This window comes from Butyrivibrio sp. INlla14, from assembly GCF_900102515.1.
Lineage (GTDB): Bacteria > Bacillota > Clostridia > Lachnospirales > Lachnospiraceae > Butyrivibrio.
In genome coordinates this window covers 50094-72176 of sequence record NZ_FMVS01000002.1, presented here as the reverse complement: position 1 = coordinate 72176, position 22083 = coordinate 50094, and the positions used below count along the sequence as shown (strand labels likewise).

The following is a 22083-nucleotide window of genomic DNA, read 5'->3' as shown; positions in this document are numbered from 1 at the left end:
GAAAATTCTGTAAATTAGCAACAAATGGCATGCGGGTAGCAATATCTGACATGCCATTTGTTACGTAAATTGTTACAATTTAGTCACTCGAGTAACGAAAACGTTTAAGCGCTTAGGAACACATTACTTTTTAAACGAGAATAAAAACTAATAGGGGGTTTTTATCGTATGAGGAAAGGTATATCTTTATTTCTATGCGGGTTATTATCTGCATCTGCAGTGGTAGCAAGTAGTTCGGTTACAGCATTAGCTGCTCCTAAGATTGATCCTTACAGCACAGTTCAGGCAGAGCTTAACTTTGGAAGAGAAGGCGTTGTTCAGACTCCTGAAGTATATAATGGCCAAAAGATAACAACACTTTCAAGTATAGAAGCTGGAGACTATTGGCTTGTTAAGGATGTTGATTTTAGCGAAGGCTTATCTAAAATTTCTCTTACTGCCAAGGCTGATACTCCTTCTGTTATTGAGGTAAGAGAAGGCGGCGTTGACGGTGATGTAGTAGCTAATTTCAAGATTGGTGACACTAAGGGTGAATTTAAGACAATCACTTATAAGGTTAAAAAGAGTCTAGAAGGTAAGCATACACTTGCTTTTGTAGGTGCTATCGGTGATGCTACCGCTGATTACTGGGTAGCTGAGAAAGCTGAAGCTACTGTGGAGCCTACTCCAACACCCACTCCTGTATATGGTGATGTTAATCCTTATGAGACAGTAGAAGCTGAGAATTCTGCTGAGATGAAGGCAGCAATTGTTGCTCAGGATGGCGATGTGACATATACACTTATCCGTTCAAATGGATATGTATGTGCTAAAAACGTAGATTTTTCAAATGGTGTTGCAGCATTTGTTGCAACAGCTAAGGCTTATAAGCCAGCAGTTCTTGAAGTGAGAGTTGATGCTCCAGACGGAGAGCTTCTTTCAAACATCATGCTTTCAGCTGGCGATTTCACAACAAAGACAATTAAGGTTAACATGGACCTTTCAGGTAAACATGACCTTTACTTTGTAGCAGCACTTCAGGGTGCTACAGTTCTTTTTGACTCCTGGAAGGTTATGGCTCCTCCAGTTAAGCCAAATCCAGAAGAACCAGTTGTAACAGATAAGATAAACCCATATACAACAGTTGAAGCAGAAGATGCTACTATCATGGAAAAGCTTGATGTTAAGACTGCTGATGGAAGAACATATGTTGAGAGACTTAGACCAAGAGTAACATACGTTGTTAAGAATGTAGAATTTGATGGCGCTTCTAAGATCGCAATCACTTATAAGTCAGATTGTTCTCACGTTCTTGAAATCCATGATGGCGATACATATGGACCAAGACTTGCGTTCCTCAATATTCCTTGTTCAGATTATGAGTGGACAACAGTATATCTTAACTTCCCTGACCTTCACGGAAATTATGATCTGTACTTTGTTCCAAAGCATGGCGTAATTGATTTTGATTCTTGGTCAATCCTTAAGGATGGTCAGGAAGAGCCAGAGCCAGTTGACCCTACACCTGTAGATCCAGAACCTGTTGATCCTACACCTGTTGATCCAGAGCCAGTAGATCCTACACCAGTTGATCCTCAGCCAGTAGCTAAGGGATTAACAACTGAGTATTCATTAAATAACTGGGGTTCAGGTTATCAGGTATCTGTAAAGGTTACTAACTCTTCAAGCCAGAAGGCAGAAGATTGGGTAGTAAAGATCAACAAGAACGATGTTGGCATCGATGCTAGCTGGAATGTAAACATTACAGAAGAAGGCGACTATTATGTAGTTACTCCTGTTGAATGGAATAGAGTAATTGAAGCTGGAAGCTCAGTTGAATTTGGATTCCAGGGTTCATCCCATGTTAAGGATGCTATTGAGATTTTCGCTGAAGGCGAAGTTAAAGATGAGCCACAGCCTGAGGATCCTACACCAGTTGATCCTGAGCCTGTAGATCCTACACCTGTAGATCCAGAACCAGTTGACCCAGAACCTGTAGATCCAGAGCCTGTTGTAGTTAATGATGATCTTGCACTTGATTATACAGTAAATGGACAGGGTTCATTTACAATCAACATGGCAGTTGTTAACAATGGTAAGAGCACAGTAAATAACTGGACACTTAAGCTTAAAAAGAGTCAGCTCACAATTGATAATAGCTGGTGCGTTAAGGTTGCTACAGAAGGCGACTACTATGTAATTACTCCTGAGTCTTGGAATGCTACTATCAATGCAGGTGGCAGCGCATTCTTTGGAATCCAGGGAACAGGAACATTCACTACTCTTGATTATACTCTTGAGTAATAGCAAATATCTCTTTCTCATAAATTAAAGAAAACGGCTATCGCAATTTGAATTTTGCGGTAGCCGTTTTTTTTGAGGAAAAACAATAATCTAAAATATTAAAGCCGAATTGAAATATTACAATTCTAAGTTTAAAGATCTGAAGTACAGCAAGGGCACTTTGTAGCCTCGATATTGATCTCGCTCTTACATTTAGGGCAAATCTTTGTTGTCTTGGGTGCCTCAGCCTCTTCCTTTGCAAATTTGTTGGATACGCTGTTCATAAACTTAACAAGAAGGAAGATCACAAGTGCCATCAGGATGAAGTTGATAACTACAGTGATAAAGGTTCCATAATTAAGAGTTGCTGCGCCAGCTTCCTTGGCAGCTTCTAAGGTGGCGTAGCTTCCGCCATCAAGCACTACAAATTTGTTGTTGAAATCAATTCCGCCTGTTAGAAGGCTTATTACTGGCATTATAATGTCATCAACAAGTGAAGAGATGATCTTCTGAAAAGCACCGCCGATGATAACACCGACTGCCATGTCCATTACATTGCCGCGCATGATAAATTCACGAAATTCCCCTGCAAGGCTCTTGCCCTTGCCTGCTACTTTTTTTACTTTGTCTGTCATTTCTCCTGCTTTCTACACAAATCGTCAGTTTGTGTTCCCCAAAAAGTCTGATGGTTACTTGAATTTGTACAATTCATACTTGAAATTATACCATAATTTCGGTACTATTAAATAGTCGGCTAATTCAAATATGCAGGATTAGTACATCGGTAGTATATCAGCTTCCCAAGCTGAGGAGGCGGGTTCGATTCCCGTATCCTGCTGAATAACAAGCGATGCAAAGAAAGCCCAATATGAAAACTGCAAATTTATTTGCAATGTTTTTCATGTTGGGCTTTCTTTATACCGCGCCAAAGCGCGGACAAGAATTGCGAAGCAATTCTTGTATGCATCGCTTGCTATTCAGCAGGAGAGTATATTGATTATACGGCGCCATTTTTTCCCTTTTTTGTTTTCTTTCGTATAAAATATTATGATATAGGTGTCAAATATATTAGTATCGCTAGGGGGGAACATTAAATGAATACAGAAATCTTAAATGAAACAGAACTTGAAAACATCACTGGTGGAGCCAACAAGAAGATCAAGTTCATGAAAGTATCCTGCAAAAAATGCAGCAAGAACTTTGAAGTAAACATGGATGTAACAATTGCAAAATGCCCATTTTGTAAGACTCTTCACACATTTGAAGGATAAATGTTCATAAAATTTTCAGTTTTATAATTTTACTTAAAGTGTTATAATTTCAAAAGGTATTAGGGAGTAGCTGGCATGTAGAGATACATGTAACATATATCGTCAGCACAGGAGTAATCCTCGGGATATGTTATAATTAGCGAGACTTTTACCACAATTTTTGTTGTGGAAAAAAGTCTCTTTTTTTCTGCATATTTTAAGGAGGAAAATATGTTATTAAACTTATTGTTACTTGTTGTTGGTTTTGTTGCTCTTGTTAAGGGCGCGGACTTTTTTGTCGATGGAGCAGCTTCTCTTGCTAAGGTATTCAGAGTACCAAGTCTAATTATTGGTCTTACTATAGTAGCCATGGGAACCAGTGCTCCAGAGCTTGCAGTCAGTTCTACAGCTGCTCTTGCCGGTTCCAATGAGATTGCTATCAGTAATGTAGTTGGATCCAACATGTTCAATCTTCTTGTGGTTCTTGGTGCCTGTGCGCTGTTTTGTACAGTTCCTGGTGGTAAAGAAATCTTCCACAGAGATTTCCCTGTTTCAATCATCGCAACAGTAGTTGTATTTCTTTTCACACTTTCATCAGCTGTTTTTTCAGGTAATATTCTTGGCCATAACATGGCTGATCAGGCTGGTGTTATTGGAAGAGTAGAGGGCATCGTTCTTTTAGTTTTCTTTGTTGCTTACATGGTTTGGCTCATCAAGGCTGCCAAGGAGAACAAGACAGAAGAATCAGATGAGAAGCTTATGCCAGTATGGAAGTGCGCACTCTTTATCCTGGGCGGACTTGTAGCTATCGTAATTGGTGGTAACCTTGTCGTAAACAGTGCCAAGGAAATTGCAAGAGCTCTTGGAATGACAGAAACACTTATCGGTCTTACAGTTGTTGCCTTTGGAACATCTCTTCCAGAGCTTGTTACATCAGTTATTGCAGCAACCAAGAAGGAAACTGGACTTGCAGTTGGTAATGTTATTGGATCAAATATTTTTAACCTACTTTTGATCCTTGGAGTGTCTGCATCACTTCATCCTGTAGCCGTAAATTTTGCCTCATTCTATGATCTTATTATTCTCATTATAATGATGATCACCACATACTTTTTCCTTAGAAGTAAGAGAGAGTTGAACAGACCAGAAGGCATTATCATGATTTTAATTTACGTAGCGCAGGTTGCATTTGCTATAGTAAGATAAGATAGCAGATACAAACTAAGTTATTATTGGTATAAGTATGGAAGATTTTGAATTTAGATCAGTACAAGATAAAAAGCTTGAAAAAGGCTCAGCTCTTATTGCCATGAGTGGTGGAGTAGACAGTTCGGTTGCAGCGGCCCTTACTCAGAAAAAGGGATATAACTGCGTTGGCTGTACTATGCGTCTATATGAAAATGACATGGTAGGTCTTGATCTTCTTGGCACCTGCTGCAGTATTGAAGATACCAAGGATGCAAGAGCTGTCTGTGACAGGCTTGGAATAGATTATAATATTTATCACTACGAGGCGGAGTTCAAGAACAAGGTAATTGAGCCCTTTGTATGTAGCTACGAGAGGGGAGAGACACCCAATCCTTGCATCAGATGTAATAAATATCTTAAGTTTGACAGTCTTTATAAGAGGGCTTTAGAACTTGGGTGTGACTTCATTGTTACTGGACATTACGCCAGAATAGAGGAAAGAGATGGACATTTTTACCTTCTAAAGGCTAAAGACCTTAATAAGGATCAGAGCTATGTTTTATATGACCTTTCTGAAGAGCAGCTTCGTCACACTCTTTTTCCTCTTGGTGAATTTACTAAGCCAGAGGTCCGCGGAATTGCTGAGAAATATGGTTTTGTCACATCTCATAAGAGTGAGAGCCAGGATATTTGCTTTGTTCCTGATGGTGACTATGCTGGAATGATAAAAAGATATAGAGAAAAAGAGTATCCAAAGGGCGATTTTGTCGATAAAGAAGGAAATGTCCTTGGAAAACATGACGGAATCATAAATTACACGATTGGCCAGAGAAGAGGCCTTGGTATTCCGGCAGACAGAAGGCTCTATGTAACTAAGCTCGATGTTGAGAATAATAAAGTAATCCTTGCAGATAATGAGGATTTATTTAAAAGAGAGCTTGTAATCAGGGAGTTTCACTGGATCACAGGAGATATGCCGGCAGAAGACTTTAGATGCAGTGCCAAGATAAGGTATAAGCACAAGGAACAGCCTGCTACTGTTTCTTTACTTGACGGAGGCAAGGCAAGGGTAGTATTTGACGAGCCACAGAGAGCTGCTACTGCAGGTCAGTCCTGCGTACTTTATGATGGTGATATCGTTCTTGGCGGTGGTATTATAGATTCTGTAGGTGATAATTGAAATTAAAAGTGATATTCATTTAGTTTGAATATCACTTTTAAAATATGAGAAAAACATAATTGGGGGTAAAGCTATGTTATATGGAGCATTAGAGGCTGGCGGAACCAAGATGGTCTGTGCAATTGGGGATGAAAATGGACATATTATAGAGCAGGTTTCTATTCCTACTACTACACCGGATGAGACAATGCCAAGGATCATCGATTACTTTAAGGACAAGGATATAAAGGCTATTGGAGTTGCTTGCTTTGGACCTATAAACCTTGATAAGAAATCTGAGACCTACGGATATATTACATCAACACCCAAGACAGCCTGGAAGAACTTTAATATAGTAGGCTGCATCAAGGACGCTCTTGGAGTGCCTGTAGGCTTTGATACAGACGTTAATGGGTCGCTCCTTGGAGAAATCACCTATGGCTGCGCCAAGGGGCTTACAGACGCTATTTATCTTACTATTGGAACAGGAATTGGTGGTGGAGTTATGGCTAATGGTAAACTACTTCACGGTATGCTACATCCTGAGCTTGGACACATCATTATTGAGAAAAGAGCTGATGATAAGGGCGAGTGTGTTTGCCCATATCACAAGGCATGCCTTGAAGGCCTTGCTGCAGGCCCATCTATTGAGAAGAGATGGGGAAAGAGTGCCAAGGAACTTTTTGATGACTCAAAGGTTTGGGAACTAGAAGCTGATTATATAGGAACTGCCCTTGTAAATTTCTGCATGACTCTCAGCCCTCAGAAGATAATTTTAGGAGGTGGCGTAATGCATCAGTTGCAGCTATTTCCCCTTATTCGAAATGTTTTTAAGGATAAGATGGCTGGATACATTAACACTAAGACTCTCGAGAAGCTCGATGAATACATCGTTCCTGCTAGCTTAAATGATGATCAGGGAATCATGGGAGCAATAAAACTTGCAATTGATGCTCAGTAGGGTAAGCTTTAGCAAATATCTTATGAAAAGACATAGCCTGACTTGATGTATTTGATACTTCAAGCCAGGCTTTTTATTGCAGAGCCGCTGATATGAAATATGTCAGCTAAGCTGACCTTAAAATAATACTTTCTTAAATAGCTCTGTGGTTTTTTCTTTACCTACACTGTTTAGGAATACGTCTGTGGCAGGACCTCCATTATTAAGAAGACCATCAACGTAGACAGATGTCTTTTTTTCTTTTGTTTCGTGATCTGTGACATCTTTTGCATCGATACTAACGAAGGCGTTCATAAATTCAAGAGCCATCTTATCAAAAGCATCGCTATCTTTCTTTTTACCTACAAAGGTAGTGGTCTGAGATAGCTTTATGTCATCGTACCACTGCTTTTTAGCTTCGGCCTTAGGAATATCGCTGTATTTGGATAAGAGGTCGTCAATTGGTTTTAAATTAGGGTCTTCAACGCAGGTGTCATAGAACTCAACGTATAATTTATCATTGCCCATAGCTTTTATTCTATCATAGGAAAAAAGAGGAAGATCTTTATCTTTGGGTGTAATGATGAGAGTATCCATTTTCATAAGACCAAAAAAGCCCTTGGCACACATGGTTGAAACATGGCCAAGCCCCTTTGCTTCATAGGAATTAATGTCAAACTTCATTCCCTTGACCTTCATCTGTTCAAATCCAGATGCACCTTTTTCTGTAAGTGGATACTTGTCTGAAATAGCATTAAGTAGTTTTGATATCATGTGATTTCCCCCTGGAATAATAGACTTTTATGTGACTAGATTACTGGACATACGGCTATTTGTAAAGATTAGCGCCGCTTGAAAGTATAAAATTATGCTGATAAACTTATACACTGTCAAAAGTAAGATATAGATAAAATAGAAAAATTGCCAGATTCTGGATGTGTTAAAGTTGGATCTGATGATGTATTTAGATATGTGATCTTGGAGGTATAATCTTTTGAAATCATTCCAAAAGACGAATAAAAAGAAAGAAATTATTAGTGAGAAAAATAGTCCTAAAATAGGAATAAAGTTAATAAGAATCGGATTGATCCTTCTTGTCATTGCCACGGTGTGGTTAGTTATCTGCTTATTTTTTTATAATCATAAAAAAGAACAGGAAGCTATCTATGAAAAAGAGCGAATTCACGAGGCTACAGGTGAAGCGCTTTGGAAGATGGATGAGTGTTTTGTAACAGTCTATGGCGATTATCTTTTTAGCAGCAATGGTAAAAAAGTAAATATCATAGAAGATACCATAGAGGCCAACTATTCAAATCCCCATTACACCTCATACAAGGTTTGTACTGATGCATCAAGAAAACGCGTGCTTATCCTTACCACTTATGACGAACTATACTTGTATAACACTGACCTTGAGAAAACACTTATTTCTGAAAAAGTTGAAGATGCAGGGATGAGCCTTGATGGAAGCAGGATATTTGTAATTAAGGAGGCTCCTACAGGCAAATATACAAGAGAAAATAACCTATATCTTTATGATCTTAATAAAGATATCTGCGAATTAGTACATTTCCATGACGAGGATGTTTTTAGAGGGGCTATTTCTCCAAACGGTCGTTATTTTGCAGCACTGTCACTTGGAGAATCTAACAAGGTAACTGTGTGGGACCTTGAAGATAATTGTAAGCATCTGTATAGCTTTAATGCTGGTGATGCGTATTGGAATATTGATTATCCAAGGTATGTATCTTCTGATGGCAAGACTGTTTATTGTGAAAAGAAGGTTACCGGCTCAAATGATAAAAACCCTGATTACTATATCAATATATATAAAAATGGCAAAAATCAGTATCTTGGCAATAAAATGAACTATTCATTTGCTGTTTTTAGCAGAGACATGAAACAGATGATCTATGGTCAGTATGGAAATACATATTATTATTCGGAGAATCAAAAAAAGATTAAGGTAATTGAGTCAGAAAAAAATTCATTATATTTTGCTAAGGATTATTTTTCTCCAAATGGTATAAATCCTAACATAAAAGTAATCACGGATCGAGATTTTGGCGGATTTGGTTTCATTAGCGATAAAAAAACTATATATTTCAATAACGATATGAACTGCATAGAGATTTTTGGTAGACCCAGTGAGTGTTATTTAAGCTTTTACGATGATGCTATCACAACATTTTATTATAAAAGTGATGATGGTCTATTGCATAGATATGTTTATTCAGCGGGCGCCACTGATTCCTATTATCTTGAAAAGGAAATAGAGGCTAAAAGGGTTGTTTCTAACGAAAAATATAATGAACAATACATTCTGACAACGGATTTAGAAATATATCTATATGATGGAAGTAACGGAAACTATAACCTGATTGATAGGTTAGATAATAACTATGATTACAAAGGTCTTATAATCAAATATTCAAGGGCTGATCATAAGCTTTATTACCAGAATGGGGCATCGCTTTATAGTTATGATCCGCTTAGCACAAAAAGTGCCCTTGTTCTTGAAGACATTCTTTTGATAGATGAACCAGATGATGAAAAAGATCTTTTACATTATCATGTTGATTCTTATCAAAATCATTATGTTCTAATAGGGGGCGAATCTGTTAAAATAGAATAGTGACAATATAAACAATTTACTAGTTGGGGGTAATTACGGTGAAAAAAGTATTGATTGATCAGGTTGGATTTTTGCCTGAAAGTGCCAAGAAAGCAGTGCTTACCTTTGAAGCATCAGAATTTGAGGTTGTTTCAGATCAGGGGAAATCTGTTTTTAAGGGCAATGCAACACACTTTGGAAAAGATGAGATATCTGGTGAAGACACTTATGTGGCAGATTTCTCAGAATTAAAGGAAAATGGCAGATATAAGGTTGTGGCTGGAGGAGAAGAGAGTCTTTCATTTGAGATTTCCGGAAGTGTATATGACAAGCTCATGAAGGATATCTGCAAATGTTTCTATTTCCTTCGTTGCGGAGATGCTCTTGATAAAGAGCATGCAGGCATATATTACCATAAGCCCTGTCATATGAGTATGGCAACTGTCTATGGGGAGGATGTTCCTCCTGTAGATGTAACAGGCGGATGGCACGACGCAGGAGATTATGGCAGGTATTCTACAGCTGGAGCTGTGGCTGTTGCACATCTTCTTTATGGCGTAAGATTTTTTGATAACCTTCTTAAGGTACAGTTTGATATTCCAAAGGTGAAGGGAGATAAGGGGAATCTTCCGGACATTCTTGCAGAAGTCAAGGTTGAACTTGATTTTCTTATGAAGATGCAGCGCGAGGATGGATCAGTATGGCATAAGGTTACAACCTTTAATCATGCAGATTTTATTATGCCTGAGGATGACAAGAACGAACTGTTCCTTTTTGCAACTTCTTCAATTGCTACAGCTGATATAGCGGCTGTATTTGCTCTTGCTTATACAATCTACAAGGATTATGACAAGGCTTATGCAGATAAGCTAATGGAGAAATCACTTCTTGCTTATAAGTGGCTTTTGGATAATCCCAAGGAGAAACTTTTCTTTAATCCTGAAGGTTCTAATACTGGCCAGTATGATGAGGCTGAAGATGGCTCTAACAGATTCTGGGCTGCATGCGCTTTATATGAAGCAACCTCGGATGGCAAGTACTATAGTGATGCCTTAGAACTTAGAAACAGAGTAGAGGATTTTGATAAAAAGGCTGAGAATAAGCTTTATCACTGCGGTGTATTTGCAAGTCTTGGATGGGCGGAAGTTGCCGGACTTGGATGTATGTCCCTTATTCTTAAAAAAGAGGATAATGCTCTTACAATGCAGGCTAGGAAGTATTTCTTTGATGAGGCTGAAAGGTTATGTGATGTAGCTTCAAGAAATGGATTTAATCTGTGTATGGCCAAGGAAGACTTTATATGGGGCAGCAACATGGAACTTCTTAAATACATGATGGTACTTAGTGTTGCTAACACTATGAGTTTCAAACAAGAGTATTATAATGCTATCACTTCCGGACTTGACTATATTCTAGGTTGTAATAGCATGGATATCAGCTATGTATCAGGAAACGGAGAGAAGGCCTTTAAGAATCCGCACCTTCGTCCAACTGCTGTAGATGATATAGAAGAGCCATGGCCAGGACTTGTATCTGGTGGACCAAATGCAGGACTTCATGATGAGCGTGCTCAGAGCCTTCGTGGTCAGAACCTTCCTCCTATGAAGTGCTATTTAGATCACGTAGAGTGCTATTCACTTAATGAGATCACTATTTATTGGAACTCACCACTTGTATTTGTTATGGCAGGGCTTCTTTCTACAGTAAACGCTAGATAAATCTTCCGTTTACTATATAGCCTTAGGCAGATAGCAAATAATAGAGTGAGTTAGATAATTATTTAGATGAAAAAAGAGAATCTTTTCATTAGTTTAACTGAAAAGATTCTCTTTTACTTTTTAGAAAGATGTTGATCCTCTCTTTATAAGTTCTCCAGAGAAGATAGTTTTCTGAGGCATCTCATTGGATGAAAGAGTACCTATAAGTGTCTTGACCAGCTGAATACACATATCTTCAAGACGATTGTCTATAGAAGAAATAACAGGTTCTGAGCACTTGGTCAAAATGGAATTATTATATCCTATTATCTGAAGATCCTTGGGAACATTGATGTTATTTGCTCTTGCAAAATTCATTGCTCCAACTGCAAGGAAATCATCACTGGTAACAATACCGTCAAACCTGATTCCTTTTTTATAAAGGTTTTCAACAAAGTTTTTTACACCATCTATATCTTCATGGCTTCCCTTAAAACACTGCTGCATTTCCTTTTTAAGAGGAATGTCGTGTGTGAGGAGAGCATTCTGAAATCCTGCAAGCTTCTTGAGACCTGAATATGAATTACTGTTGTATAAGTAAAGGATATTCTTAAGCCCTGCATCAAGCATTTTCTCTGTGGCGTCCTGAGTTGCCTTGTAATCATCGCAAAGGGTGCAATAAACATTAGGACAGTCAAAGTCAGCGTTTAGCAGCATGATAGGTACAGAAGCAGAAGCATCCTTGACATACTGATTGTCTTCTGCATTGTTCATGATAAAGTTAGAACCTACCATTACAACACTGTCAACATGCTGAGAGAGCAGGAGATTAAGGGACTCTTTTCTGGCGTTCATATCATATCCGGTACAGCAAAGAACAGAGTGATAACCATTTTCTCTAAGGTTCTGCTCAATGAAGTAGATAGCCTTGGCAAGATAAAGGTCGGAAGCATCCGCGCACAGAATACCAATTGTCTTCATGGAATTAAGACCAAGACCTCTTGCAAAAGCATTGGGCTTATAGCCATACTGTTCGATGATGTCCATTACCTTTTTCTTGGTGCGTGGCTTAACGTTAGTGCTACCATTTAATACTCGTGAGACAGTGGCAATTGATACGCCAGCTTTTTTGGAAATATCATAAATTGTCATCTGATTACTCATAATATTATCTCGTTTCTAAAGGAAATTTGAAATATCTTACTGCATTATTGTAGGAAATATCAGCAGCAATCTCTCCGAGAATATCAAGATTCTCTTCTGGATATTCACCGTTTTCTACGAAGTTTCCGAGGAAATTGCAAAGAATTCTACGGAAGTAATCGTGTCTTGTATAGGAAGTAAAACTTCTGGAATCTGTGAGCATTCCAACAAATCCTGAAAGATTTCCTGATTCTGCAACAGAAGCAAGCTGATCTTCCATACCCATCTTAGTATCGTTGAACCACCAAGCACTTCCCTGCTGAATCTTGGCTACTACAGGGCCTTCATTGAAGGCGTTGAGGGTAGTATTGATGATCTTGTTATCATTAGGGTTAAGGCTATAAAGAATAGTCTTAGGAAGGCTTTTTTTGCAGTGGAGAGCATTGAGGAAATCAGCAAGCTCGCCCATTGGATAGTAAGCATCAATTGTATCAAAACCAGTATCAGGACCAAGCTTCTCAAACATAGGAGTGTTGTTATCACGCTTACAACCAAAGTGAAGCTGCATTACCCAATCTCTCTTGGCAATTTCTTCACCTTCAAAGAGCATGAATGCTGTCTGATACTTAAGATCTTCTTCATAAGAAAGATCCTGGCCAGCAAGTCTCTTGGCAAATATAGCCTCTACTTCCTCATCAGTAGCAGGGCGGTACATTACATATTCAAGAGCGTGATCTGTAACATTGCATCCCTTTGAAGCAAAGAAGTCAAGTCTTACTCTGAGGGCCTCTTTGAGGCTGGCAAAGGAATCAACCTTAACACCACTAACCTTTGAAAGGGTATCAAGATATGAAACGAATTCTGGCTTTCTGATATTCTTGGCCTTATCTGGACGCCAAGCAGGAAGAACCTTAACATCAAAAGATGTATCATCCTTGATCTTGTCGTGCCATTCAAGGCTGTCTACAGGGTCATCTGTTGTGCAGATAAGTGTAACATTACTCATCTTGATGAGCTTACGTACACCCATGTCTGGTTGCTGGAGAACTTTATTACAAATATCGTACACTTCTTCAGCAGTTTTCTCATTAAGTACTCCGTTGTAACCAAAGTACTTGCGAAGCTCTAGATGAGCCCAGTGATATAATGGATTGCCTACGGCTTTGCCAAGGCACTTTGCAAACATAAGGAATTTATCTTTGTCTGAAGCATCCCCGGTCATATATTTCTCATCAAGACCAAATGCTCTCATAAGACGCCACTTATAGTGATCACCACCAAGCCAAACCTGAGTGATGTTGTCAAAATGACGATCCTCAGCAATTTCCTTGGGGCTGATGTGACAATGATAATCGAGAATAGGCATGTTTTCAGCATAGTTGTGATAAAGCTTTTTAGCAGCTTCACTCTGAAGCAAAAAGTCTTCATCCATGAACTTTTTCATCCCATTTACCTCCGAATTTTATTAAATAAGTAGTTATTAGCAAGTGAAACTAGTCCTACAAGACTTACAAAATGTAAAAAATATGTAAGCGATTTCATAAAAATAGACAAAAATATTATACAAGACGAACCTAGTAAATACAATAGAAAAATTTGTTGACTCTAGGCATATATGATTATATATTGGAATTGTAAACGCTTACATTATGTAACAAAAATGAAACAAGGGGTAGGTTATATGAGCAGATTTTTACAGATTCATCCAGAAGATAACGTTGTTGTATGTTTAGAGCCTCTTTCACAGGGTGAGAAGATTACTCTTTCATATGGAAGAGAGGTTGTGGCATTAGACGAGATTCCTGCAGGCCACAAAATTGCAATAAAAGATATTGATAATAATGAAAATGTGATCAAATATGGCTATGCAATAGGCCATGCTACAGAGGATATAAAGGTTGGTAGATGGGTTCATACTCATGATATCAAGACTAACCTTGAGGGAATCCTTGATTATAAATATGAACCAGATACTAAAAATATAGAAAAAAAGATTGCGCAGATGGGCACCAAGAAGAGAACATTCCAGGGCTTTGTAAGAGAAAATGGCAAGGTTGGAATTAGAAACGAAGTATGGATCATTCCTACTGTTGGATGTGTCAATAACATTGCTACAGCGCTTGCCAAAAAGGCAAATGAATTTGTTAAGGGAAGTGTTGATGAAGTAGTTGCCTTTACACATAACTATGGCTGCTCACAGACAGGGGATGATCAGGAACATACAAGAACTATACTTGCGGATCTTATCAATCATCCAAATGCTGGAGGCGTTCTTGTACTTGGACTTGGCTGTGAGAATAGTAATATTGATGTATTAAAGCCATATATAGGTAATGTTGATGAGTCCAGAGTTAAGTTCCTTGTTTCTCAGAAATCAGACGATGAGATGGAAGAGGGACTTGAGCTTTTAAGAGAAATAATTGATGTTGTTTCCAATGATAAAAGAGAAGAAGTAGATGCTTCAAAGCTTGTTATTGGCCTTAAGTGCGGTGGAAGCGACGGCTTTTCAGGAATAACAGCTAATCCTCTGGTTGGTAGAATTTCTGACAGGATAGTAGAGTGTGGTGGTACATCTATTCTTACAGAAGTTCCAGAGATGTTCGGCGCAGAGACTATCCTCATGAATAGGTGTAAAGACGAGGCTACATTTAATGACACTGTAAATATGATAAATGGTTTCAAAGACTATTTCACCAAACAGGGTGAACCTATCTATGAAAATCCATCTCCTGGAAATAAGGCAGGCGGTATTACAACACTTGAAGATAAGTCTCTTGGTTGTACTCAGAAGTCTGGAGATTATCCTGTCATGAATGTTCTTGAATACGGAGAGAGGACAGATGTAATGGGGCTTAATCTTTTGTGTGCTCCTGGCAATGACCTTTGTGCAGCTACAGCACTTGCAAGTGCCGGTGCTCAGATAGTTCTTTTTACAACAGGAAGAGGAACACCTTTTGCATGCCCTGTTCCTACTATGAAGATTGCAAGTAACAATACAATCGCTGACAAAAAGAGTAACTGGATTGACTTTAGAGCAGGACAGATACTTGAGGGAAAGAGCTTTGAAGAACTTACAGATGATCTTTTTGACAAAATCCTGCGTACAGCTTCTGGCGAAAAGTTAAAGAGCGAGATTGCGGGCTTCCATGATATGGCTATCTGGAAGAGAGGAGTAACCCTCTGATAATAAATGTAAGGACTTACGGAAATATAAGTGCCTTATGCATGTTGTCTATTTTGTAAGCAATAAATGACAAAAGTAGAGCATTATGTGATTGTTTTTTATTTGCCAAATATACAAAGTGCACAAATGGAAACCGGTTACATTGTGTAAACTGTTGTATAAAACAACATGCTATTTTACGTTCGTTCACAGTTTATTAAAAAAATTGTTGTGATTTTTTACATGTAAGCACTTACGGAAATGCAGTAAAAACGGCACTTCCCGAAAAAAATGTACAACTTTGTTACAAATCCTACAAAATTCGTGCTTGCAAAGGTTTTAAATACATGATAAAGTACGTACATAAGCAAGTGAAAACGCTTACATTTTTAAATTCAAAAATCATTATTGGGAGGAACAAAATAATGAAAAAGAAAGTTTTATCATTACTTCTTTCAACAGCAATGGTAGCTTCTCTTGCAGCTTGTGCTTCAGAGACACCTGCAGACACAACAGAGCCAACTCAGACAGCTGGCGATGCAACTCAGACAGAGAATGCTGGCGAGACAGCAGCTGTTGAGGACTTTAACCTTGAGACTCTTAACATCGTAGTTGATGGAACACTTACAGCTACAGTAGAGAGCGGACAGAAGGAATTCGAAGAGCAGTGGGAAGCTGCAGTAGCTGAGAAGCTTGGTCACCCAGTTGATCTTGTTATCAACCAGCTTGATCACTCAGACTATGCTGGAACAGTATCTCGTCTTCTTACAACAGGTGAGGTTGGCGATGGTTCTTATCCAGATGCTCTTATCATGAGCGCTACAATGCTTAGACAGTATCAGACAACGGGTCTTCTTTGGGATATGGCTGATGCTTATGCAAACGCAGAGTTCCAGTCACGTATCACACTTCCTACAATCAACGAGAACATGAAGGATAAGGAAGGCCACCTTTACGGATTTGCTCCTACATATGGTAACGGATGTGTTACTTACATCAAGAAGTCATGGCTTGATGCAGTAGGAATGAAGGCAGAAGACATCAAGACATTCGATGACTATTATGCAATGCTCAAGGCATTCACAGAGAATGATCCTGATGGAAACGGATCAGCTGGTACATACGGTGTTATCGCAGCTGGTTATGGTAAGCTTGATGAGGCTCCATACATCAACTATATGCCAGAGTTCTGGCAGGGCGCATATCCTTCATTCTATCAGAAGGACGGCGTTTGGGTAGATGGATTCCAGGAGCAGGCTACAATCGATGCTCTTGCAAGACTTGCACAGGGCGTTGCTGATGGCGTTATCGATCCTGATACAGAGGAAGCTGGAACAAAGCAGGCTCGTGAGAAGTTCTTCTCAAACGATCAGACAACATCAGAAGGTGTATTCACATACTGGGCTGGTACATGGCTTAGAACACTTACAACAAACATGGAGAAGCAGGAAGTTGACAACGATCTTGGTGATGATAGACTCGTTCAGCTTGCTCCTATCCAGGAGATCAAGGATACATGGGGCGGATACCTCAACAGAGAAGCTCCTGTATGGGTAATCACAGATGATCAGGATGGCAATTCTGCTCGTGAGCAGGCTATCTTCGATGCTCTTCTTGAGACAATGCTTGATGGTGACAAGGTTCAGACACTCTGGACATATGGTGCAGAGGATGTTCACTGGTCAACACACGCAGAAGAGTTCACAACAAATGCTGATGATCCTGAGAAGAAGAAGGACTACTCTTATGAAGAGGGTGAGTTCCACCTTAAGCAGTCACCTAACGACCCTAACTCTGTATGGAAGAAGAATCACCTTGATTCAGTCCTTGTAATTGCTCCTCTTACAAACGGTTTCGTTGATAACGATGCACTTGTACAGGCTGGTAACAAGTTCTTCACAGAGAACTGTGTTGATGCTCCTGCAGCAGCTTCTTGCGATACACTTACAGAGAACGAGGCAGCTCTTGTAGAAGAGAAGACAACACTTATGAAGCAGGCTATCGCTGGTGAGATTACACCTGAGGAAGCTATTGCTCAGTATCAGGCTGACTTTGGCGATATCGCTCAGCAGATTCTTGATGAGCTCAATGCTCAGTAATTAGCATTTTGCTAATAATACTTTGACTTTTTCCCATCCTCCGAGGGAAAAGCTCTTTTGGAGGATGGGATTTTTTTGAAAAAAATTAAAGATTTGATATAATATAATAGTAAAAAAGTAACGATTTATTGTGAAAGGAATAGGATGCTATGAGTAAGAAACAAAATGTTACTACTACATCCACTGGTGCTCCTATCAATCAGAAACCTCTCGGTACACGTATCTGGAACAACCGTGGATACTATTTGATGTTTCTTCCAGTACTAGTTTTTGTAATCATCATATATTATTGGCCTATGCTTGGTGTAAGATATGCTTTCTACCAGTATAAGCTCAAGAACATCACATGGGTTGGTCTTAAGAATTTCGAGACAATGTTTTCTAAGAAGGAGTTCTGGACAGCCTTCACAAACACTTTACAAATATCTATAACAAAGCTGCTGATAACAACTTTTACATCTGTTCTTGTATCTGTTTTCCTGAATGAGATGCACAATATATTTGCTAAGAAGTCATTACAGACTATCATCTATCTGCCTCACTTCATGTCTTGGGCAGTAGTAGCAGCTATTTTCCAGTTGTTCCTTTCAACTTCATCAACTGGTTTTGTAAATGAAACACTTAAGGAATGGGGACTCATTTCAAAGAGTATCGATTTCCTTCATTCACAGACACTGTGGAGACCAATTTTCTATTTGATCAATATCTGGAAAGAGACAGGTTGGGGAACAGTTATTTTCCTTGCAACACTTTCTGGTATTAACCCTGAGCTCTATGAGGCTGCTGATATTGACGGTGCTTCACGACTTCAGAAGATTTGGTATGTAACAGTACCAGCACTTATGAATACGGTAATTATCGTACTGATCCTTAACCTTGCTAAGGTTCTTAACCTTTTTGAATCAGTATTCGTTTTATATAACAACCGTGTATTTGGTGTTTCCGATGTTATTTCTACATATGTTTACCGTCAGACTTTCCTTACTGCCATACCTGATTATGGCTACACAACAGCAGTTGGTCTGTTTAAGTCAATCGTTGGTTGTGTACTTGTTCTTGTATGTAACTGGGCTAGTAAGAGAATCCGCGGACGTGGAATTATTTAAGGAGGGAACATTATGGCACAGGCTAAACAGGCTCAGATGCGTGTAAGAGCCAAGAAAAATAAGGTTCACGTATTTGATGTTGTTAACTATGTAGTATTCGTTATCATTGCTTTGATCGTATTGATCCCTATTTGGAAGGTTGTAGTTGACTCATTTAACTCAGTAGGAGTTTATAAGTTCAGATTATGGCCACAGGATTTTACCTTTAACGGATACCTCACAATTTTTACAACAGTTAGATTATATAGACCATTCATCAATTCAGTTGTTACAACTGTTCTTGGTACATTGCTTGGTCTTGTACTTTCAACACTTGGAGGATATGTACTTACTCAGAAGGATATGCCAGGAAGAAATGCACTTTCATTTTTCCTTCTTTTCACAATGATCTTTTCTGGTGGTATGATTCCTGAATACCTTGTTATGAGACAGCTTCACCTTGTAGATACAATGTGGATCCTTGTTATCAAACATGGTATGAACGTTTATAACCTTGTACTTATGAAGAACTTCTTTGAAGGCATTCCAGAGTCTCTTTTTGAGGCTGCTAAGATTGATGGATGCTCTCCTATGGGAATCTTCTTCAAGATAGTACTTCCTCTTTCCAAGGCAGCTCTTGCATCAATTGGTCTTATGTATGCAGTAACTGTATGGAATGACTACAGCACAGTTCAGATTTATATTACAAATCCTGATCAGGTTAACTTCCAGTACAAGCTGAGGGTTATGATCATGGATGGTGATACACCAACAACAGCATACAAGGTATCTCAGAATACATTGTATTATGCAGCTATTATTGTTGCGATCCTTCCATTCATGGCAGCATATCCTTTCCTTCAGAAGTATTTTGTACAGGGTGTTAATGTAGGTGCTGTTAAGGAGTGATTTTTCCTTAAAACTTATAGAGAGAGAAATTGGTTACAATTTCTCTCTTTTTTTATACTTGATTTAGAGTGGATTAAAGGAGAGAGATATAAATGAGACATATATTTTGGGCAGGAGATTCAACAGTAGCATGCAACAAATTTGGAACCTACCCTCAGACTGGAATAGCTCAGGCATTTGACAGATATACCAAAATGGATGTAGCAATCTGTAATCATGCAGTAAATGGCAGGAGCACAAAGAGCTTTATTGATGAAAGCAGGTTAGCTGCTATTTATAACGATATAACTAAGGGAGATTATCTTTTTATTCAGTTTGGCCACAATGATGAAAAGATAAATGATCCTAAAAGATATACAGATCCTCATGGTGAATTTATTGTAAATCTTGGAAAGTTTGTGAATGTAGCCCGCAACAAGGGAACATATCCGGTATTTATTACTTCGGTAGAGAGAAGACTCTTTGATGAAAATGGAAATCTTAAACCATCAGAGCATACTGAGTATGTAATGGGGATGAAAGAGGCTGGCATACAGTTTAATGTACCAGTGGTAGATCTTTTTACTATGAGTAGGAATTTTCTTGAAAAAACTGGAGATGAAGCTTCTAAAAAGTACTACATGAATCTGAAACCTGGTGAAGTTTCCTGGGCAATTGAAGGAAAAAAGGATAACTCACATTTGCGCTACGAAGGTGCGCTTCTTTATGCCGGAATGATAGCTAAGGGATTGACTGAACTTGGAGAACCTTATTCTACGCTTATTGCAGATTCTGAGTATTTGAAAGAAACCTACGATATTGAAATAAATGGTTAATGGGGAGAAATAAATGAAATATAGAAATCCTATTCTTTTTGCTGATTATTCTGATCCTGATGTTATAAGAGTGGGGGATATGTATTATATGACCGCCAGTAGTTTTAACTATACACCTGGTCTTCCTATTCTGATCTCCAAAGACCTTGTAAACTGGGAACTTGCTGGCTATGCTCTTGATAATATTAAGGAAAAAAGATATGACATTCCAAGACACTCAGAGGGGGTTTGGGCTCCTGCTATAAGGTACCATCAGGGAATGTTTTATATTTTTTATGGAATGCCTGATGAAGGCTATTATGTTGTAAGAACTTCAAATCCTTTGGGAAAATGGGAAGAGCCTGTTTGTATCCTTAAGGGAAAAGGCCTTATTGATCCCTGCCCATTTTGGGATGAAGATGGTAAAGCTTATGTGATCCATGGCTATGCTAAGAGTAGAATTGGTTTTAAAAGCATTCTTGGAATATTTGAGCTTAGCAGTGATGGGTTAAAGGCAATATCGGAGGATCATTTTATCTTTGATGGTAATGACAAGGATCATCCAGCAGTTACTATAGAAGGCCCCAAGATTTACAAACGTGATGGCTATTATTACATTTGGGCTCCTGCGGGAGGCGTTAAGTTTGGCTATCAGGTTGTTCTTAGAAGTAAGAATATACGCGGTCCCTATGAGATAAAAGAAGTAATGCATACAGGAAGTAGCTGCATAAACGGACCTCACCAGGGAGGACTTGTTGATACAGTAAATGGAGATGAGTGGTTTATTCATTTCCAGGACAGGGGATTGTATGGAAGAATCTGCCATCTGCAGCCGGTTTCCTGGAAGAATGGATGGCCTATCGTAGGTATAAACCCTGATAAGGATAATATTGGAGAGCCTGTATTTGAGTTTGAATCTAAAATAATTGCCAAAGAGGCATCTGGGAAAGGAAATATAAATGATCTTGCCTCAGATAGCTTTGATAATGGAAAGTATAATTTATCCTGGCAGTGGCTTGGAAATCATTATGAGTATTTTACAAGAATCATAGGTTCTGATAATGGTAATGTCGAGCATAATACAAATGACATAAGTAATAGTGAAGGTGGCTTGTGCCTTAATGCTTTAAATCTTTCTGGTGAGGATACTTCGATAATCTGGAAAAGCCCTAATGTTCTGACACAGAAGATTGTTTATCCTATGTTTGAAACTAAGATCAATGTTGATGCTACAGGACTTAAAGATGGTGAAAAGTGCGGCGTTTGTATGACTGGTGGGCAGTATGTTGCAGCATATATCAAAAGAGAAAAGGAAGATAAGTATACTGTAAGAACAATAAGAAGCGAGGGTGGGGACCTAGATAAAAAAGAGATAGTTCTTGCAGATTTTGACCTTGAAGAAATATGTAGAGCGAAAGGAATTTCTCTGGACGCGGGACTTAAAAACATCTCTTTTAATCTTGTCTTTGATTGTGATGATAAGAGCATAACTTCTGAAAGAATGTATTTTGCAAATGTTGAGGATAAGACATATGTTCCTGATCTTAAGATTTATCTTTTGATTGGAGATAAAAATGAAAAGGGTATAGATGAGAAAGCTATAAGGACTGATCTTGGCATTAAATATAGTCCTTCTGATCACACCTGGGTTGGTGCTAAGGTGGGAATCTTTGCTCTGTCAGATAATAAATGTGATCTGAATAAATGCGGATATGCAAGATTTAAATCAGTAATAACTAGTGAGTTATGATTGTTAATTGGATTAGAGTATGACTGATTA

At 38.6% G+C, this 22083-nt stretch carries 17 protein-coding genes and 1 tRNA gene; 14 read left to right on the top strand and 4 right to left on the bottom strand.

Annotation, left to right across the window (positions count from 1 at the left end; translation table 11 throughout):
• Positions 1 to 168 precede the first annotated feature (168 nt).
• Positions 169 to 2283, top strand: coding sequence for a cellulose binding domain-containing protein (locus tag BLO53_RS00325; RefSeq protein ID WP_092058166.1), 2115 nt, complete (start codon positions 169 to 171; stop codon positions 2281 to 2283).
• Between the two features lie 131 nt (positions 2284 to 2414).
• Here the strand turns inward: BLO53_RS00325 and mscL are convergent, their stop codons facing one another.
• On the bottom strand, positions 2415 to 2897 hold the full coding sequence (gene mscL, locus BLO53_RS00320) for a large conductance mechanosensitive channel protein MscL (RefSeq protein WP_092058164.1): 483 nt from the start codon (positions 2895 to 2897) through the stop codon (positions 2415 to 2417).
• Positions 2898 to 3029: 132 nt separating this feature from the next.
• On the opposite strand from mscL, the gene BLO53_RS00315 reads away from it, so the two are divergent.
• The 5 genes from BLO53_RS00315 (at position 3030) to BLO53_RS00300 (ending at position 6820) form a co-directional block, all read left to right on the top strand.
• Positions 3030 to 3100 (top strand) — tRNA-Gly (locus BLO53_RS00315).
• Between the two features lie 256 nt (positions 3101 to 3356).
• The gene (locus BLO53_RS18900) at positions 3357 to 3533 is read left to right on the top strand and encodes a bacteriocin (protein WP_143003185.1); all 177 of its coding nucleotides are present in this window, start codon (positions 3357 to 3359) and stop codon (positions 3531 to 3533) included.
• 210 nt (positions 3534 to 3743) lie between these two features.
• Entirely contained in the window at positions 3744 to 4718 is a 975-nt protein-coding gene (locus BLO53_RS00310; protein ID WP_092058162.1) for a calcium/sodium antiporter, read from the top strand.
• A 37-nt stretch (positions 4719 to 4755) separates the two neighbouring features.
• A complete protein-coding gene (gene mnmA, locus BLO53_RS00305; protein ID WP_092058160.1) occupies positions 4756 to 5880 on the top strand; it encodes a tRNA 2-thiouridine(34) synthase MnmA in 1125 nt (374 codons plus the stop codon).
• Positions 5881 to 5953: 73 nt separating this feature from the next.
• The gene (locus tag BLO53_RS00300) at positions 5954 to 6820 is read left to right on the top strand and encodes an ROK family protein (RefSeq protein ID WP_092058159.1); all 867 of its coding nucleotides are present in this window, start codon (positions 5954 to 5956) and stop codon (positions 6818 to 6820) included.
• A gap of 117 nt (positions 6821 to 6937) precedes the next feature.
• On the opposite strand, the gene BLO53_RS00295 is transcribed toward BLO53_RS00300, so the two are convergent.
• Entirely contained in the window at positions 6938 to 7573 is a 636-nt protein-coding gene (locus BLO53_RS00295) for a hypothetical protein (RefSeq protein WP_092058157.1), read from the bottom strand.
• A gap of 220 nt (positions 7574 to 7793) precedes the next feature.
• Here BLO53_RS00295 and BLO53_RS00290 point away from each other — a divergent pair, with 220 nt between their 5' ends.
• A complete protein-coding gene (locus tag BLO53_RS00290; protein ID WP_092058155.1) occupies positions 7794 to 9434 on the top strand; it encodes a hypothetical protein in 1641 nt (546 codons plus the stop codon).
• 38 nt (positions 9435 to 9472) lie between these two features.
• Positions 9473 to 11131 carry a glycoside hydrolase family 9 protein gene (locus tag BLO53_RS00285; protein ID WP_176757089.1) on the top strand — a complete coding sequence of 553 codons (1659 nt, stop codon included), beginning with the start codon at positions 9473 to 9475 and terminating at the stop codon, positions 11129 to 11131.
• 120 nt (positions 11132 to 11251) lie between these two features.
• On the opposite strand, the gene BLO53_RS00280 is transcribed toward BLO53_RS00285, so the two are convergent.
• Together BLO53_RS00280 and uxaC are read right to left on the bottom strand one after the other, a co-directional pair.
• Positions 11252 to 12274, bottom strand: coding sequence for a LacI family DNA-binding transcriptional regulator (locus tag BLO53_RS00280; protein WP_242829041.1), 1023 nt, complete (start codon positions 12272 to 12274; stop codon positions 11252 to 11254).
• 4 nt (positions 12275 to 12278) lie between these two features.
• A complete protein-coding gene (uxaC, locus tag BLO53_RS00275) occupies positions 12279 to 13697 on the bottom strand; it encodes a glucuronate isomerase (RefSeq protein WP_092058151.1) in 1419 nt (472 codons plus the stop codon).
• Between the two features lie 237 nt (positions 13698 to 13934).
• Here uxaC and BLO53_RS00270 point away from each other — a divergent pair, with 237 nt between their 5' ends.
• The 6 genes from BLO53_RS00270 (at position 13935) to BLO53_RS00245 (ending at position 22053) form a co-directional block, all read left to right on the top strand.
• Positions 13935 to 15437 (top strand): UxaA family hydrolase, encoded by a 1503-nt coding sequence (locus BLO53_RS00270; RefSeq protein ID WP_092058149.1) that lies wholly within the window; start codon positions 13935 to 13937, stop codon positions 15435 to 15437.
• A 404-nt stretch (positions 15438 to 15841) separates the two neighbouring features.
• Positions 15842 to 17515: a hypothetical protein gene (locus BLO53_RS00265; RefSeq protein ID WP_092058147.1), complete on the top strand. Its 1674-nt coding sequence runs from the start codon at positions 15842 to 15844 to the stop codon at positions 17513 to 17515.
• A gap of 149 nt (positions 17516 to 17664) precedes the next feature.
• A complete protein-coding gene (locus BLO53_RS00260) occupies positions 17665 to 18621 on the top strand; it encodes an ABC transporter permease (RefSeq protein ID WP_092058145.1) in 957 nt (318 codons plus the stop codon).
• A gap of 12 nt (positions 18622 to 18633) precedes the next feature.
• Entirely contained in the window at positions 18634 to 19509 is an 876-nt protein-coding gene (locus BLO53_RS00255; RefSeq protein ID WP_092058144.1) for a carbohydrate ABC transporter permease, read from the top strand.
• 92 nt (positions 19510 to 19601) lie between these two features.
• Positions 19602 to 20324, top strand: a complete 723-nt coding sequence (locus BLO53_RS00250; protein ID WP_092058142.1) for a rhamnogalacturonan acetylesterase — start codon at positions 19602 to 19604, stop codon at positions 20322 to 20324.
• 13 nt (positions 20325 to 20337) lie between these two features.
• On the top strand, positions 20338 to 22053 hold the full coding sequence (locus tag BLO53_RS00245) for a glycoside hydrolase family 43 protein (RefSeq protein WP_092058140.1): 1716 nt from the start codon (positions 20338 to 20340) through the stop codon (positions 22051 to 22053).
• Positions 22054 to 22083: the final 30 nt, after the last annotated feature.

What these genes read in the sequence shown, in the direction of transcription:
- mnmA (WP_092058160.1), top strand. Translation starts at nt 4,756, where the DNA reads ATGGAAGATTTTGAATTTAGATCAGTACAAGATAAAAAGCTTGAAAAA.
- BLO53_RS00260 (WP_092058145.1), top strand. Translation starts at nt 17,665, where the DNA reads ATGAGTAAGAAACAAAATGTTACTACTACATCCACTGGTGCTCCTATC.
- BLO53_RS00245 (WP_092058140.1), top strand. Translation starts at nt 20,338, where the DNA reads ATGAAATATAGAAATCCTATTCTTTTTGCTGATTATTCTGATCCTGAT.
- BLO53_RS00310 (WP_092058162.1), top strand. Translation starts at nt 3,744, where the DNA reads ATGTTATTAAACTTATTGTTACTTGTTGTTGGTTTTGTTGCTCTTGTT.
- BLO53_RS00300 (WP_092058159.1), top strand. Translation starts at nt 5,954, where the DNA reads ATGTTATATGGAGCATTAGAGGCTGGCGGAACCAAGATGGTCTGTGCA.
- BLO53_RS00295 (WP_092058157.1), bottom strand. Translation starts at nt 7,573, where the DNA reads ATGATATCAAAACTACTTAATGCTATTTCAGACAAGTATCCACTTACA.
- BLO53_RS00265 (WP_092058147.1), top strand. Translation starts at nt 15,842, where the DNA reads ATGAAAAAGAAAGTTTTATCATTACTTCTTTCAACAGCAATGGTAGCT.
- BLO53_RS00280 (WP_242829041.1), bottom strand. Translation starts at nt 12,274, where the DNA reads ATGAGTAATCAGATGACAATTTATGATATTTCCAAAAAAGCTGGCGTA.
- mscL (WP_092058164.1), bottom strand. Translation starts at nt 2,897, where the DNA reads ATGACAGACAAAGTAAAAAAAGTAGCAGGCAAGGGCAAGAGCCTTGCA.
- BLO53_RS18900 (WP_143003185.1), top strand. Translation starts at nt 3,357, where the DNA reads ATGAATACAGAAATCTTAAATGAAACAGAACTTGAAAACATCACTGGT.
- uxaC (WP_092058151.1), bottom strand. Translation starts at nt 13,697, where the DNA reads ATGAAAAAGTTCATGGATGAAGACTTTTTGCTTCAGAGTGAAGCTGCT.
- BLO53_RS00325 (WP_092058166.1), top strand. Translation starts at nt 169, where the DNA reads ATGAGGAAAGGTATATCTTTATTTCTATGCGGGTTATTATCTGCATCT.
- BLO53_RS00270 (WP_092058149.1), top strand. Translation starts at nt 13,935, where the DNA reads ATGAGCAGATTTTTACAGATTCATCCAGAAGATAACGTTGTTGTATGT.
- BLO53_RS00255 (WP_092058144.1), top strand. Translation starts at nt 18,634, where the DNA reads ATGGCACAGGCTAAACAGGCTCAGATGCGTGTAAGAGCCAAGAAAAAT.
- BLO53_RS00250 (WP_092058142.1), top strand. Translation starts at nt 19,602, where the DNA reads ATGAGACATATATTTTGGGCAGGAGATTCAACAGTAGCATGCAACAAA.